The organism is Azoarcus sp. DD4, from assembly GCF_006496635.1.
Lineage (GTDB): Bacteria > Pseudomonadota > Gammaproteobacteria > Burkholderiales > Rhodocyclaceae > Azoarcus.
The window spans coordinates 2,565,136-2,578,082 of sequence record NZ_CP022958.1 but is presented as its reverse complement, the minus strand read 5'-3'; the positions used below and the strand labels follow the sequence as shown (position 1 = coordinate 2,578,082).

General features: G+C 62.9%; 15 protein-coding genes. 5 read left to right on the top strand and 10 right to left on the bottom strand.

The genetic code is table 11. From position 1 onward, the window contains the following. Positions 1-31 precede the first annotated feature (31 nt). From CJ010_RS11950 to CJ010_RS11935, 4 genes are read left to right on the top strand one after another with little or no spacing between them, the layout of a single operon-like run. Complete coding sequence (locus tag CJ010_RS11950; protein WP_141018235.1) at positions 32-640, top strand: septation protein A; 609 nt, start codon at positions 32-34, stop codon at positions 638-640. Beyond that, positions 640-939, top strand: coding sequence for a YciI family protein (locus tag CJ010_RS11945; protein WP_141018234.1), 300 nt, complete (start codon positions 640-642; stop codon positions 937-939). Before CJ010_RS11950 ends, CJ010_RS11945 begins: the two co-directional genes overlap by 1 nt. Positions 940-944: 5 nt before the next feature. Further along, the gene (locus CJ010_RS11940) at positions 945-1,229 is read left to right on the top strand and encodes a BolA family transcriptional regulator (protein WP_141020678.1); all 285 of its coding nucleotides are present in this window, start codon (positions 945-947) and stop codon (positions 1,227-1,229) included. Then, positions 1,226-2,008: a peptidylprolyl isomerase gene (locus CJ010_RS11935; protein ID WP_141018233.1), complete on the top strand. Its 783-nt coding sequence runs from the start codon at positions 1,226-1,228 to the stop codon at positions 2,006-2,008. The genes CJ010_RS11940 and CJ010_RS11935 overlap by 4 nt, the downstream gene beginning before the upstream one ends. A gap of 87 nt (positions 2,009-2,095) precedes the next feature. Here the strand turns inward: CJ010_RS11935 and CJ010_RS11930 are convergent, their stop codons facing one another. From CJ010_RS11930 to CJ010_RS11915, 4 genes are all read right to left on the bottom strand, one after another. Continuing rightward, on the bottom strand, positions 2,096-3,892 hold the full coding sequence (locus tag CJ010_RS11930; protein WP_141018232.1) for an acyl-CoA dehydrogenase: 1,797 nt from the start codon (positions 3,890-3,892) through the stop codon (positions 2,096-2,098). Positions 3,893-3,954: 62 nt separating this feature from the next. Next, positions 3,955-4,575, bottom strand: coding sequence for an energy-coupling factor ABC transporter permease (locus CJ010_RS11925; protein WP_240794604.1), 621 nt, complete (start codon positions 4,573-4,575; stop codon positions 3,955-3,957). An 84-nt stretch (positions 4,576-4,659) separates the two neighbouring features. Beyond that, entirely contained in the window at positions 4,660-5,595 is a 936-nt protein-coding gene (locus CJ010_RS11920; protein ID WP_141018230.1) for an electron transfer flavoprotein subunit alpha/FixB family protein, read from the bottom strand. Beyond that, positions 5,595-6,344 carry an electron transfer flavoprotein subunit beta/FixA family protein gene (locus CJ010_RS11915; protein ID WP_141018229.1) on the bottom strand — a complete coding sequence of 250 codons (750 nt, stop codon included), beginning with the start codon at positions 6,342-6,344 and terminating at the stop codon, positions 5,595-5,597. Before CJ010_RS11915 ends, CJ010_RS11920 begins: the two co-directional genes overlap by 1 nt. Before the next feature lie 186 nt (positions 6,345-6,530). Here CJ010_RS11915 and CJ010_RS11910 point away from each other — a divergent pair, with 186 nt between their 5' ends. Next, positions 6,531-7,160, top strand: coding sequence for a TetR/AcrR family transcriptional regulator (locus CJ010_RS11910; protein WP_141018228.1), 630 nt, complete (start codon positions 6,531-6,533; stop codon positions 7,158-7,160). Here CJ010_RS11910 and CJ010_RS11905 read toward each other — a convergent pair. From CJ010_RS11905 to CJ010_RS11880, 6 genes are all read right to left on the bottom strand, one after another. After that, positions 7,122-7,904: a TatD family hydrolase gene (locus tag CJ010_RS11905; protein WP_141018227.1), complete on the bottom strand. Its 783-nt coding sequence runs from the start codon at positions 7,902-7,904 to the stop codon at positions 7,122-7,124. The two genes, CJ010_RS11910 and CJ010_RS11905, sit on opposite strands and share 39 nt — an antisense overlap. Positions 7,905-7,935: 31 nt before the next feature. Continuing rightward, positions 7,936-8,736, bottom strand: a complete 801-nt coding sequence (locus CJ010_RS11900; RefSeq protein WP_141018226.1) for an enoyl-CoA hydratase — start codon at positions 8,734-8,736, stop codon at positions 7,936-7,938. A 129-nt stretch (positions 8,737-8,865) separates the two neighbouring features. After that, positions 8,866-10,518, bottom strand: a complete 1,653-nt coding sequence (locus tag CJ010_RS11895; RefSeq protein WP_141018225.1) for an acyl-CoA synthetase — start codon at positions 10,516-10,518, stop codon at positions 8,866-8,868. A gap of 45 nt (positions 10,519-10,563) precedes the next feature. Then, positions 10,564-11,196: an ABC-type transport auxiliary lipoprotein family protein gene (locus CJ010_RS11890; RefSeq protein WP_168224943.1), complete on the bottom strand. Its 633-nt coding sequence runs from the start codon at positions 11,194-11,196 to the stop codon at positions 10,564-10,566. Between the two features lie 19 nt (positions 11,197-11,215). Continuing rightward, on the bottom strand, positions 11,216-12,169 hold the full coding sequence (locus CJ010_RS11885) for an MlaD family protein (RefSeq protein ID WP_371415698.1): 954 nt from the start codon (positions 12,167-12,169) through the stop codon (positions 11,216-11,218). After that, the gene (locus tag CJ010_RS11880; RefSeq protein ID WP_141018223.1) at positions 12,162-12,947 is read right to left on the bottom strand and encodes an ABC transporter ATP-binding protein; all 786 of its coding nucleotides are present in this window, start codon (positions 12,945-12,947) and stop codon (positions 12,162-12,164) included. Before CJ010_RS11880 ends, CJ010_RS11885 begins: the two co-directional genes overlap by 8 nt.

Genomic DNA, 12,947 nt, shown 5'->3' with positions numbered 1-12,947 from the left:
CATTCCGCGTTACTCGCTATAATCCCAGCGCATGAAATTCTTGTTCGACCTGCTACCGGTCATCCTATTCTTTGCCGCCTACAAGTTCGCTGGCGGCGCTCCCGAAGCCTCACATCAGTTCGCGTCGCACTGGCTGGGTGATGGAATCGCCCTCAGCCAGGCGCCGATCCTGATCGCCACGGCGGTCGCCATTCTCGCAACCGTCGCGCAGATCACCGTCGTATGGCTGCGCCATCGCAAGGTGGACAAAATGCTGTGGGTCAGCCTTGTCATCATCATCGTCTTCGGCGGCGCGACCCTGTTCTTCCACAATCCGACCTTCATCAAGTGGAAGCCGACCGCGCTCTACTGGTTGTTCGCCGGCGTTCTCGGCGGCTCTGCGCTGCTGTTCAAGCGCAATCTGATCCGCAAGATGCTGGAAGCGCAGATCCATTTGCCGAACCTGGTATGGGAACGCCTCAACCTGGCCTGGGCGGCATTTTTCGTCGCGATGGGCTTCATCAACCTCTATGTGGCCTACGCATACTCGGAAGAGACCTGGGTGAATTTCAAACTGTTCGGCGGCATGGGCCTGATGCTCGCCTTCGTTCTCGGTCAGGGCTTCTACCTGTCCAAACATCTCGAAGAGGATGCCAAGTAATGTTCTACGCACTGATCGGCGAAGACGCCCCCGATAGTCTCACCACCCGCATGGCTGTCCGCCCTGCGCACCTCGCCCGCCTGGAGGCGCTGCGCGATACGGGGCGCCTGCTCGTAGGCGGCCCCATGCCCGCCATCGACTCGCCCGACCCTGGCCCTGCTGGCTTCGCCGGCAGCCTGATCGTGGCGGAGTTCGCCTCCCTGACGGAAGCGGAGGCCTGGCTTGCAGAAGATCCTTACGTCAAGGAAGGCGTGTTCGCCCGCACCATCGTCCGCCCTTTCAAGAAGGTGTTTCCTTGAGCATCATGGACCGCATGCGTTCCAAGCTCGTCGCCGCTCTCGCGCCCGACTCTGTCGAGATCGAGGACGACAGCGCCCTGCACGCGGGCCATGCTGGCGCCGGCAACGGCGGACACTACACGCTCTCTATCGTCTCGAACGCCTTCGAGGGCAAGAACACGGTGGCTCGCCACCGGATGATTTACAGCGCGCTTGACGACATGATGAAGAGCGAAATTCACGCGCTCGCCATCCGCGCACAAACGGCCGCCGAGGCCAGCATGCAACCCACCCAGAAGGAACCCAGATGAAACGATTCCCGAGCCGCCTCGCCATCGCCTTGCTTGCCGGCTTCCTGACTCACGGCACCTATGCGGCCGACGCGACCGTCACCGTGAATGGTGTCGCAATCCCGGCGGCGCGTGGCGAGGCGATGCTTGCCGAGCAACGTGCGCAAGGCGCGCCCGAAAGCCCGCAACTGCGCGACGCGGTCCGCGAAGAGCTGATCCGCCGCGAAGTTCTCAGCCAGGAAGCAGCCAAGAAGGGGCTGGAAAAGAAGACCGATATCCAGGCCCAGATGGACATGGCGAAGCAAGCCATCCTGATTCGCGCCTACCTGCAGGACTATGTGAAGAACAATCCGGTCACCGATGCAGAACTCAAGAAAGAGTACGACAGCATCAAGGGCCGCATGGGCGACAAGGAATACAAGCCGCGCCACGTGCTGGTCGAGACCGAAGACCAGGCCAAGGAAATCATCACCAAGCTCGGCACCGGTGCCAAGTTCGAGGATCTGGCCAAGGATTCGCGCGACCCTGGCTCCAAGGACAAGGGCGGCGAGCTCGGCTGGAGCAATCCCGGCATGTACGTGAAGCCGTTCTCCGACGCTATGGTCAAGCTCGAAAAGGGCAAGTACACCACCACGCCGGTGAAGAGCGACTACGGCTACCACGTGATCCAGCTCGACGACGTGCGCGAACTGAAGGCGCCGCCGTTCGACGAGGTGAAGCCGCAACTGCAGCAACGCCTGCAACAACAGAAGGTCGAAAAGCACATCCTCGACCTGCGCAACAAGGCCAAGGTTCAGTAAGGTCAGCTGCGGTCAAAGAAAAAGCCGGCGGAAACTGCGCCGGCTTTTTTTGTTGCGGGGGCTATCGCCCCCTCCTCGCCAATTCGGTCAGAACAGCTCTTCCGGCAGATCCAGCGCACCGGCCGCGCCATTGACCACCGAGTAAGCCAAGCCGGGGGCTTGTGCCAGTACGTGGTCCGCATAGAAACGCACGGTCACCAGTTTTGCCTGGAAGAAACCGCCCTCCTCCTCGCCAGCCTGCAGCTTGCGTTGCGCAATCAGGGCCGCACGCGCCATCTGCCAGCCACCGGCAACCACGCCCAGCAGCTTGAGGAAGGGAACGGAACCTACGGAAGCCGCCTTGATGTCCTGATTGTACGTGGCCAGGATGTAGGCGACAGCCTGTTCCAGCGCGTCTATCCCGTTCGCCAGCGAACGACGGATGGCGACGAGGTTTTCGCCCTGAGAATCGGCGAGTTGGCCCTCGACCTTGCGCATCTCTGCGATCACGCCGCCGATGGTCGCACCGTTTTCGCGTGCGATCTTGCGGCCGATCAGGTCGTTGGCCTGAATCGCAGTCGTGCCTTCGTAGATCGCGGTGATGCGCGCATCGCGCAGGTGTTGCGCAGCACCGGCCTCTTCGATGAAACCCATGCCGCCATGCACTTGCACGCCGGTGGAAGCGATCTCGATCGAGTTTTCGGTGCACCACCCTTTCACCACCGGGATCATCAGGTCGACAAAAGCCTGATTGGTGACACGCACGGCCTCGTCGGGATGGTGATGGGCCAGGTCGGTGGCCGCGCCGACGACGTAAGCCAGCGCGCGCATCGCTTCCGTCTGGCTCTTCATCGACATCAACATCCGGCGCACGTCGGCGTGATGGATGATGCTGACCTTGGGGCCGCCACGAACGCCGGCTTCCGTACCCTGTACGCGGTCCTTGGCATACGCGAGCGCGTGCTGGTAGGCCCGCTCGGACAAGGCCAGTCCTTCCATGCCGACGGCGAAGCGCGCCTCGTTCATCATGATGAACATGTATTCGAGACCGCGGTTGGCCTCGCCCACCAGGGTGCCGATCGCACCGCCCTTGTCGCCAAAGGCGAGTACGCAGGTCGGACTCGCGTGAATGCCGAGCTTGTGCTCGATGGAAACGCAATGCACATCGTTGCGTGCACCGAGCGAACCATCCGCGTTCACCATGAACTTGGGCACCACGAACAACGAGATACCCTTTACCCCTTCCGGTGCATCCGGCAGTCGTGCCAGCACCAGGTGGATGATGTTATCGGTCAGATCATGCTCACCGTAGGTGATGAAGATCTTCTGACCAAAGATGCGATAGGTGCCGTCGCCCTGCGGTTCGGCGCGTGTACGCACCGCCGCGAGATCGGACCCGGCTTGGGGTTCGGTCAGATTCATGGTCCCGGTCCACTGCCCGCTGACCATCTTCGGCAAGTACATCGTTTTCTGTTCGTCGCTGCCACGCAGCATCAAGGCTTCGATGGCGCCGGTCGTCAGCATCGGGCACAGCGAGAAGGCCATGTTTGCCGACTTCCACATCTCCATCACCGCGGTGGACACGAGTTTGGGAAGGCCTTGACCACCATACTCCGGATCGCCGGCAACAGCCGTCCAGCCTGCCTCGCTGAACTGGCGATAGGCCTCGCGCCAACCGCTGGCGGTCGTCACCGTGCCGTGATCCCACTTCGCGCCCTCCTGGTCACCGATCCGGTTCAGCGGCGCCAGGACGCCACCGGCGAACTTGCCGGCCTCTTCGAGAATCGCGTCGACCAGATCGGGAGAAACCTCCTCGTTGCCGGGCAAGGCTGCAACTTCGGCAAGGCCGGCCAGTTCCTGCATCACGAACTGCATGTCTCGAATCGGTGCGCTGTAGTTGCTCATGTGTGATCACTCCACGTTTTTATATGAAAGCGGACCGCGCCCCCGACACAGCAAGTGCTCCTTCACTTGCCGTTCAGATAACGACGATCGTCGAAAGTCGACACCCATCCGGGCCGATACACGACCAACAGGGTAACGACCGCACCGCTGATCCAGGCTTCGGCAAAACCGAGAAGCAGGAAGAACGGCAAATACTCGCTCAACAGGAAATCGGTCGTATATGCGCCGGCCAGCACGAGGGCGCCAGACACCACGATTCCCTGGATGATCACGGCGACGGCTGCGCCGACGAAACCGGTGACGAAGATGAAAATAAAGAAATGCGCGGGCAGGAAGCGTTCAATCAGTGCGTGAATGCGTGAAGCCACAAACACCGGAACAACGCACATCAGCACGAAATTGATCGGCCAAGCCTGCCACTCGATTGCGCCGTTCAGGCAGATGCCGGTAAGTGCCAAACCAAGAACCAACATGCCGAGTTGCGCCCCGAAGGTCAGCGCCGCAACCATGGCTCCCAGCATGTGCAGGCTGAGTCCCGGCTTGACGCCCGCCTTCAGACTCCACACCAGGGTCAAACCGACAGCAAAACCAAGCAGCAGATTGAGCTGACTGGAATCCTTCAGGCGGCCCCAAGGTGCGGTGCGCCAGATCCAGCCCAGCACAGCCACGGAAACAATCAGCATTCCCAAGTGCCAACCCGTCTGAAAAAGCGAAGCCGACAGGTTCACACGTGTCTTCCGTGGCAGTGCGCAGGGCCCGGATCGAGCTCAGCCTACGGCGCCGGTCAGTTCCGGCACCACCTCGAACAGATCGCCCACCAGGCCGTAATCCGCTACCTGGAAGATCGGCGCCTCGGGATCCTTGTTGATCGCGACGATCACCTTGGAATCCTTCATGCCTGCCAGGTGCTGGATCGCGCCCGAGATGCCGATCGCGATGTAGAGCTGCGGTGCGACGATCTTGCCGGTCTGGCCGACCTGGTAGTCGTTGGGCACGTAGCCCGCATCGACCGCGGCGCGGGAAGCGCCGAGCGCGGCGCCGAGCTTGTCGGCGAGCGGTTCGAGCAGCCTGGTGTAGTTCTCGCCGCTGCCCAGGCCGCGGCCGCCGGAGACGATGATCTTCGCGGCGCCGAGTTCGGGCCGCGCGCTCTTGGTGATCTCGCGGCCGACCAGGCTCGACTGGCCTGCATCGGTGGCGGTGGCGACCGCTTCGATGGCGGCCGCGCCGCCTTCCGCCGCTGCGGCTTCGAAGGCGGTGGTGCGCACGGTGATGACCTTGACCGCATCGGCGCTCTTGACGGTGGCCAGCGCGTTGCCGGCGTAGATCGGGCGCACGAAGGTGTCGGCGGCTTCCACCCCGACGATGTCGCTGATCTGGGCGACGTCGAGCAGCGCGGCTACGCGCGGCAGCGTGTTCTTGCCCGCCGAGGTGGCCGGGGCGAGCACATGGCTGTAGTCGCTGGCGAGGTTCTTCAGCAGCGCCGACACGTTCTCGGCAAGCTGGGCGTCCAGCTGCGGGGCATCGGCCACCAGCACCTTGGCGACGCCGGCGACCTGGGCTGCGGCCTGTGCGGCGGCGGCGCAGTTGGCACCGGCCACCAGCACGTGAATGTCACCACCAATTTTTGCCGCAGCACTGACCGTGTTGAGCGTGGCGGCCTTGATCGTTTGGTTGTCGTGTTCGGCAAGGACAAGTATGGCCATCAGAGCACCTTCGCTTCGTTCTTCAGTTTGTCGACCAGCTGGGCCACATCGGCCACCCGCACCCCGGCGCTGCGCTTGGGCGGCTCGCTCACTTTCAGCGTGGTGAGCCGCGGCGCGACATCGACGCCCAGATCGGCCGGCTTCACCGTGTCGAGCGGCTTCTTCTTCGCCTTCATGATGTTGGGGAGCGTCGCGTAGCGCGGCTCGTTCAGGCGCAGGTCGGTGGTGACCACCGCCGGCAGGCTGATCGCCACGGTCTCGAGACCGCCGTCGATTTCGCGCGTCACCGTCGCTTTGCCGTCGGCGAGCGTGAGCTTGGAGGCGAAGGTCGCCTGCGGCCAGCCCTTCAAGGCAGCCAGCATCTGGCCGGTCTGGTTGGCGTCGTCGTCGATCGCCTGCTTGCCGCAGATCACCAGCGTCGGCGCTTCCTTGTCGCACAAGGCCTTCAAGAGTTTGGCGACCGCCAGCGGCTGCAGTTCGACGTCCGTTTCCACCAGGATGCCGCGGTCCGCGCCGATTGCCATCGCCGCGCGCAGCGTCTCCTGGCAGGCCGCCACGCCGCAGCTCACCGCGACCACCTCGGTGGCCACGCCCGCTTCCTTCAGACGCACCGCTTCTTCAACCGCGATCTCGTCGAACGGGTTCATGCTCATCTTCACATTGGCCAGGTCGACACCGCTGCCGTCCGCCTTCACGCGGACCTTCACGTTGTAGTCGACCACGCGCTTGACGGGAACAAGAATCTTCAATGCCGCGCTCCTTCGGTTATTCAATTACGCCAGCCCTTCTGAGCCGACCGAGGCATTATGTCATTGCCTCTTTCGATTGACACTGCACGTGCGCCTGAGTTTGGATCCCCGGGAATCCAATCCATACGCATCAGTATGGTGTGAATACGGTAGCGTATGGGCGAACAATCGTCAATACTACGCCGTATGGAAAACACGCCAAACAAACCAAGGGTACAACTCGACCGGGACGCATGGATCCAGGCCGCTACCGAGGTACTCGCCGAAGAGGGTATTGCCGGTCTGCGAGTCGAGGTTCTGGCCAAACGACTCAAGGTCACCAAGGGCAGCTTCTACTGGCACTTCCAGGATCGCCGCGATCTCCTGATGGCGGTCCTGCAGCAGTGGAAGGACGGGCGCATCCGCGACATCATCAAGCAGACACACGCACGCCCTGGTCACGAACTGGAGCAGATTTACCACGTCATCGACGTCTACAGCGCCAACCGCAGCCGGCGAGGCATGATGATCGAGCTTGCCGTGCGCGATTGGGCACGGCGGGATGCCGACGCCAGCGTCATCGTTTCCGAAGTGGACGACATCCGTCTGCGTTGCGCTCGCGAGCTTTTTCTCGCCTGCGGAGTACCTACCGAGGAGGCATCCAGCCGCTGCATGCTGCTCTACGCCTACGTGTTCGGTATTTCGCTCATGATTTACGACAAGTTCGACAGCGACATCGCCCGCCTTAAACGCGACATTGCCGACCTCATCGCCCGCTCGCAGCACGCGACCAGCGCATCAAGCGGGCCGTCTGGCACCCTGGCCCATCAAGGGTAAAGCGGCGCGCGCATTGCGCGAGGTGGCGGCCACCACCTCTGCCACCGGCATGCCTCTCAATTCCGCAAGGATTCGGGCGAAATGCGCCATGTTGCCAGGCTCGTTGCGTCCGCCGCGCGCCCACATGGGCGGGATGTCGGGAGCGTCGGTTTCGAGGACGATGGATTCCAGCGGCAACTCGGCGGCAAGCTGCCGGATGCGACGGGATCCATCGAAACTCATGGCGCCACCGAAACCGAGCTTGAACCCGAGTGCAATGAATGCCTCCGCCTGCTGTCGGCTGCCGTTGAACGCATGAGCGATGCCGCCGGGAAGCCCAGCCCGCCTCACGTGCTTGAGGATGGGATCGACAGCGCGCCGCACATGCAGGATCACCGGCAAGCCAAAGCGCCTCGCCAGATCGAGCTGAGCGACGAAATAGCGCTCCTGCAGCGCTGGATCGATGTCGGTCACGAAATAGTCGAGACCGATCTCCCCGACAGCCACGGCACCACCTTTCGCGAGCTCAGCTTCAAGAGCGGTGAGATCGCTATCGCACGCCTGCGCCACGTATAGCGGGTGGATGCCGAACGCGCAGTAAACGTCGTCCCGAGCATCCGCCAATGCCCTGACCCGCGCAAAACTAGCCACATCGACCGCCGGTACGACGAAGCCGCTCACCCCCGCGGCGCGCGCGGCGGCGATCACTTCCTCACGGTCACCGTCGAACTCCATCGCATCGAGGTGGATGTGCGTGTCTATCATTCCACCGTCCGGCGCCACGCCCGTGCCGGGATCAACGGCCGATCCACTCCGGCTTCCGCTTGGCAATGAAGGCATCGATTCCCTCCGCCGCGTCCTCGGCCATCATGTTGCAGGCCATGGTCTCGGCGGCAAGCTGATAGGCGGCGTCCAAACCCATCTCCAGTTGCTTATAGAACATCTGCTTGCCCATCCGAACCGCTACCGGCGACTTTGCACAGATTGACGCCGCCAACTTCTGAACCTCGGCATCGAGTTGCTCGAGCGGTACCACCCGGTTCACCAGACCACGACGCTGAGCCTCGGCAGCGTCGATGAAATCGCCGGTCACAAGCATTTCGAAGGCTTCCTTCCGGCCCAGGTTGCGGGATAGACCGACGCTGGGAGTGGCACAGAACAAGCCGACATTGATGCCCGAAACCGCGAAACGCGATACATCCGCAGCTACGGCAAGATCGCACATCGAGACCAACTGGCAACCCGCTGCGGTGGCGATGCCGTGTATCCGCGCAATAACGGGCTGCGGCAATTCCACGAGTTTCATCATGAACTTGCTGCACAGTCGGAACAAGGCCTGCTGGAACGCAAGCGTGTGATTGCCGCGCATTTCCTTGAGATCGTGGCCTGCACAGAAAGCCTTGCCCTCCCCCGCCAGCACGACCACTCGGACGGAGTCGTCAGCGGCGATGGCGTCCACCTCGGCGATGAGTGCCTCGAGCATGGCCTGCGACAAGGCATTGAACTGGGCCGGACGATTCAGGCGCAGCGTAGCGACGCCGTTGTCGTCGCTACGCAAGACCATCGCGGTGTCCACTTGATCGGGTAAGGCGCTCATATCTCCTCCTGTTATATTCCGTTAACGTCAACGTAATCTTATGCGAAGTCCATCGCCTAGGTCTGACATTTCGCTGGATGAGGACATCGACACTGCAAGAGCCCGCCACAGCGGGCCCTTGCGTTTGCTTCATTCGATGGCCGAGGTCGATTTCGCCTGTTCGCGCAACACGAACTTCTGGATCTTGCCCGTCGAAGTCTTCGGCAATGTCCCGAACACGACCTTCTTGGGCGTTTTGAAACCAGCCAGATGTTCGCGGCAATGTGCGGTGATTTCCTCCGCAGTGACCGTGACACCGTCCTTCAACTCGACAAAGGCGCAAGGCACCTCGCCCCACTTGTCGTCGGGCGCTGCCACCACTGCGGCAGCCATCACCGCCGGATGCTTGTAGAGGGCGTCTTCGACTTCAATCGACGAAATGTTCTCGCCGCCCGAGATGATCACATCCTTCGAACGGTCCTTGATCTTGACGTAGCCGTCGGGCTGCATCACCGCCAGATCGCCAGTGTGGTACCAGCCGCCACGGAACGACTCCTCCGTCGCCTTCTCGTTCTTCAGGTAACCCTTCATCACCAGGTTGCCGCGGAACATGATCTCGCCCATGGTCTCGTTATCCCAAGGCACGGGTTCCATGGTGTTGGGGTCGAGCACGGTGATGCCTTCCTGAGCGTGATAGCGCACGCCCTGGCGACCGTTCTTGGCGACCTGCTCCGCCAGCGACAGCGCGCTCCATTCGTCGTGCTTGGCGCACACCGATGCAGGCCCGTAGGTCTCCGTCAGGCCGTACACGTGAGTGATGTCGATGCCGATCTTCGCCATGCCTTCGATCACAGCAGCCGGAGGCGGTGCGGCGGCGACCAGACCGGAAACCTTGTGATTGATGCCCTTGCGCCACTCTTCCGGCGCATTGGCCAGCATCGAATGAACAATGGGCGCACCGCAGTAATGAGTCACTCCGTGATCGCGCATGGCGTCGAAGATGAGACGCGGATCGACCCGGCGCAGGCAGACGTTCACCCCGGCATTGGCTGCCATCGTCCAGGCGAAGCACCAGCCGTTGCAGTGGAACATCGGTAGCGTCCACAGATAGACCGAATGCGGCGGCATGCCCCAGGACACGATGTTGGACATCGCGTTGAGATAAGCGCCACGATGATGGTAAACCACCCCCTTGGGGTTGCCCGTGGTGCCAGAGGTGTAGTTGAGCGAGATCGCCTCCCACTCGTCCGCGGGCTGCTCGAAAACGAACTCGGGGTTGCCGGTCTCCAGCAGCGCCTCGTAGTCGAGCTTGCCCAGGCGCTCACCCGGACCGGTGTATTCAGGATCATCGACGTCGATGACGATCATGTCCGGACGGTTGGCAAGTTCGATCGCCTTGCCGACCATGCGTGCATACTCGCGATCGGTGATCAGTACCTTGGCCTCGCCATGGTTAAGGATGAAGGCCACACCCTCGGCATCGAGCCGGGTGTTCACGGTATTCAGCACTGCGCCGCAAGCCGGAACGCCAAAGTGGCATTCGAACATTTCCGGCGTGTTGTTGAGGATGACGGCAACGGTGTCGTTCCTGCCCACGCCCAACTGCTTGAGCGCCGACGCGAGGCGCCGCGCCCGGGTATAGCTCTCCAGCCAAGTGTAGCGGCGTTGGCCGTGAATCACGGCAACGCGATCGGGATAGATGTAGGCACTGCGCTCGATGAAGGTGAGCGGGGTCAGCGGTACATAGTTGGCGGCGTTTTTCTCCAGGCCCACGTCGTAGGGCGTCTGCTTCCTCTCGGTCATAATGACTCCGCTGTTATGTATTTTGGCAACACGTGAGCATTGCGGTCAGGGTCCGCAACGCCCTTCGGTATTCAATCCTTGCGGCCCGTCGCGGTCAAGCGCCACAAGCCAGTCCGCCAGCATCGAATTCAGCTGCCGCGCCAGCTCGCGGTAGGCGATGACGCCACCTTCGGCGTCTGCCGAGGGCGTCGCCCGGCTCAGGCGGAACTCACGACGAGCCAGCGGCACTCCGCCACGAACCGGCATCCAGCTTGCCCGGAGCACGAGCCCGGCGCTGCTCACGCTGGCGCTCTCGAAGGTCTGGACAAATTCGTCCAGCTCCAGCACCAGCCGACAGCTGCTGCCACCGCCGCTTGGGCCACCCCGCAAACCGCGTTCGATCGTACTGGCGAGCATTTCAGAAGGTTGCGCCACCCAGCGGCTCTCGGAATAACTGCGACGCCGTTGCGCTGGGTTCCATGCCAATCGATACTGCATCGTGCTGGCGTCCAACCAGGACGGCGCGCTCACCTCGACCTGTGCGGGAATCACGCTCGCCGGCAACGACACCGAGTCCACCAGCCCGAGATCGTAGAAGGCGGTTGGTCTGGGTGGTGCCCCAAGCCCTGCGCAAGCGGTCAGCAGCACACCGGCAGACGCGACAATGCAGGCCGACAGGCGACCGACGAATGCTTTCATCTCGAATTTTCCTCGCAGCTCAGGGCGCATCTGCGGCAAAGCCGTCTTCGCCGGGGCCGGGCGCATGCTCCCCACGGCCGGTGAGCAGCAGTTGGGGTGAATGCTCGATATCCTCGATCAGACGACCGAGGCGCCGCGAAGTCGTGGTGAGCTCATGCAGCATGTCGTTGAGCTGGGGGATCGTGGTGCCGACGAGATCGTCGCCGGCCAGCGTGGCGGCACGATCCAGCTTGACGCTGAGTTCGCCGAGGCGGGTCATCAGGATCCGAGCCTCCGCCACGGTCGGCGCCGCTTCGCCGCTGCCGCGCTCGAGGTTGGCGAGCGTGGCCGACAGCCTGGCAACATTCTGCGGGCTGAAAGCCGCACTGATCGCGGCGAGCGTCCCTGGTGCATCGCCGAAGGTCCGGTCGATCCCTGCGGTGGCCGACTCCAGGTTGGCCAGCGCGCGCTTGAGACGAGCGGCATTTTCGTCGTCGAACAGCACCGCGATCTTGTCCGCCACCGTCTTGAAACGTTCGGCCGCAGCCAGAGCGCGATCGGTGATCTGGTCCATCAGGCCCGGCTCCAAGCGGATGCGCGGTGGCGAACCGTCCGCCGAATCGAGCGGCTCGGGATCGGCGCCACGGTCGTCGAGCTGAACATAGGCGAGCCCGGTGACGCCCTGGGTGCCGAGCGTCGCCCGCGTGCCACGGGTGACGGGCAGACCTTCCCGGATGCGGATGCGCACCAGGATCAGGCGCGGATCATTCGGATCGATCCCGATGTGCGTCACGTTCCCGGCGAGCATGCCGCGGTAGCGCACTCTGGCCTGTACGTTCAGTCCATTGATGGTGCCCTCGGAGACCAGGACATACTCGCGCATCGGCACACGTCCGTCTGAAAACCACCACAGAGCCAGCACCAAGCCACTGCCGAGCAACAGCGCGAAGAGTCCCGCGGCGAACGCGTGCGCACGACTTTCCATGTCAGGCATCCCCATTTCGCCGTGCCATCGCCCGACGCCCCTGCTCACCATGAAAGAAACGCTGGATGAAAGGATGCGCGACCGTCATCGTCTCATCCAGTGTCGCGTAGCTGACGATACGCTTGTCCGCCAGCACGGCGACCTTGGTCGCCAGCGCCGTCAGGGTGTCGACGTCGTGCGTCACCAGCACCACCGTCAGACCGAGCTGGCGATGGAGCGCACGGATCAGGTCGACAAAGGCGGCACTTCGATCCGGGTCCAGCCCGGCGGTCGGCTCGTCCAGCAGCAGCAACTCCGGCTCCAGCGCCAGCGCACGCGCCAGGGCCGCGCGCTTGATCATGCCGCCGGAGAGTTCGGCGGGCATCAGCCGGGCGTGCGCCGCATCCATTTCCACCATTGCAAGCTTGAGCGCCACCAGGTTGCGGATCTCCGCGGCGCTCGCGACGCGCAGCTCCTTGAGCGGAAACGCGATGTTCTCGCCCACACTGAAAGCGGAGAACAGCGCGCCGTGCTGGAAGAGCACGCCGAAGCGGCGCTTGCGTTCGATCTGCTCCCGCACGGAACCTTCATGCAAGAGCTCGCCGAACAAGCGAACCTCCCCGGCCGCCGGCCGGGTAAGGCCGATGACGTGTCGCAGCAAGGTCGTCTTGCCGCTACCCGAACCGCCGACCAGCGCCACGATTTCGCCGCGCTCGATGCGCAGATCCACGCCGTCGTGGATCACGCTGCTGCCGAAGCGCGTGCGTATCCCCTCCAGCGCGATCACGTACTCGACAGCCTGCGCCAT

Coding starts and splice junctions, on each gene's coding strand:
- CJ010_RS11950 (WP_141018235.1), top strand. CDS start 32: ATGAAATTCTTGTTCGACCTGCTACCGGTCATCCTATTCTTTGCCGCC.
- CJ010_RS11945 (WP_141018234.1), top strand. CDS start 640: ATGTTCTACGCACTGATCGGCGAAGACGCCCCCGATAGTCTCACCACC.
- CJ010_RS11940 (WP_141020678.1), top strand. CDS start 945: ATGGACCGCATGCGTTCCAAGCTCGTCGCCGCTCTCGCGCCCGACTCT.
- CJ010_RS11935 (WP_141018233.1), top strand. CDS start 1,226: ATGAAACGATTCCCGAGCCGCCTCGCCATCGCCTTGCTTGCCGGCTTC.
- CJ010_RS11930 (WP_141018232.1), bottom strand. CDS start 3,892: ATGAGCAACTACAGCGCACCGATTCGAGACATGCAGTTCGTGATGCAG.
- CJ010_RS11925 (WP_240794604.1), bottom strand. CDS start 4,575: ATGCTGATTGTTTCCGTGGCTGTGCTGGGCTGGATCTGGCGCACCGCA.
- CJ010_RS11920 (WP_141018230.1), bottom strand. CDS start 5,595: ATGGCCATACTTGTCCTTGCCGAACACGACAACCAAACGATCAAGGCC.
- CJ010_RS11910 (WP_141018228.1), top strand. CDS start 6,531: ATGGAAAACACGCCAAACAAACCAAGGGTACAACTCGACCGGGACGCA.
- CJ010_RS11905 (WP_141018227.1), bottom strand. CDS start 7,904: ATGATAGACACGCACATCCACCTCGATGCGATGGAGTTCGACGGTGAC.
- CJ010_RS11900 (WP_141018226.1), bottom strand. CDS start 8,736: ATGAGCGCCTTACCCGATCAAGTGGACACCGCGATGGTCTTGCGTAGC.
- CJ010_RS11895 (WP_141018225.1), bottom strand. CDS start 10,518: ATGACCGAGAGGAAGCAGACGCCCTACGACGTGGGCCTGGAGAAAAAC.
- CJ010_RS11890 (WP_168224943.1), bottom strand. CDS start 11,196: ATGAAAGCATTCGTCGGTCGCCTGTCGGCCTGCATTGTCGCGTCTGCC.
- CJ010_RS11885 (WP_371415698.1), bottom strand. CDS start 12,169: ATGCCTGACATGGAAAGTCGTGCGCACGCGTTCGCCGCGGGACTCTTC.
- CJ010_RS11880 (WP_141018223.1), bottom strand. CDS start 12,947: ATGGCGCAGGCTGTCGAGTACGTGATCGCGCTGGAGGGGATACGCACG.